The sequence below is a fragment of the Streptomyces sp. A0642 genome (assembly GCF_004795105.1).
In the GTDB taxonomy this organism is placed as follows: domain Bacteria; phylum Actinomycetota; class Actinomycetes; order Streptomycetales; family Streptomycetaceae; genus Streptomyces.
On record NZ_SSBL01000081.1, the window covers coordinates 1 to 692 of the forward strand.

Genomic DNA, 692 nt, shown 5'->3' on the forward strand with positions numbered 1-692 from the left:
TCGGCTCCGCCCTCTTCGCCGCCGTCTTCTTCGCGGCCGTCGACGTCGACTTCTTGCCCCCGGTCTCCTTCGGGGCCCGGGACGAGGTCTTGCGCCGCGACAGGGACCTGACCTCCGCCTCCTCTGCCGGGCCCGCCCCCTCACCGTCCCGGGACTCCCGCGCCGCCCGCACGCTGCTCTCCAGTGCCGCCATCAGGTCGAGCACCTTCCCGGGCGCCGCCTCCTCGCGGGCCTCCGGGGGCTTCTCACCGGAGGCCTTGGCGGCGACGACCTCCTCGACGGCCTCCCGGTACTCGTCGTGCAGGTCGTCCAGGTCGATCTCGCCGAGGGTGTCCATGAGGGCGTCGGCGAGGTCCAGTTCCTGGTCGCGCACGGTGACCCCGCCTTCGGGGGCGACGCCCTCGGGGGCACGGACCTCGTCCGGCCACAGCAGGCCGTGCATCGCGATGGCGTCGCCGACGACCCGGAGCATGCCCAGGCGCTCCCGGCCGCGCAGCGCGAACTTGGCGATCGCCACCCGGTTGCTGCGCTTGAGCGCCTCGCGCAGCAGCGTGTACGGCTTGGCGGCCGGGGCGCCGCTGGCCGCGAGGTAGTAGGCGGAGCCCATCTGGAGCGGATCGATGCGGTCCTCGGGCACGAAGGCGACGATCTCGATCGTGCGGGCCGTCGGGATCGGCAGCTGGGACAGGTCC

General features: G+C 73.7%; 1 protein-coding gene. It reads right to left on the reverse strand.

Annotation, left to right across the window (positions count from 1 at the left end):
• Positions 1-692: Ku protein (locus E6R60_RS36470; RefSeq protein ID WP_346766107.1), on the reverse strand; the 692-nt coding region annotated here is incomplete at both ends.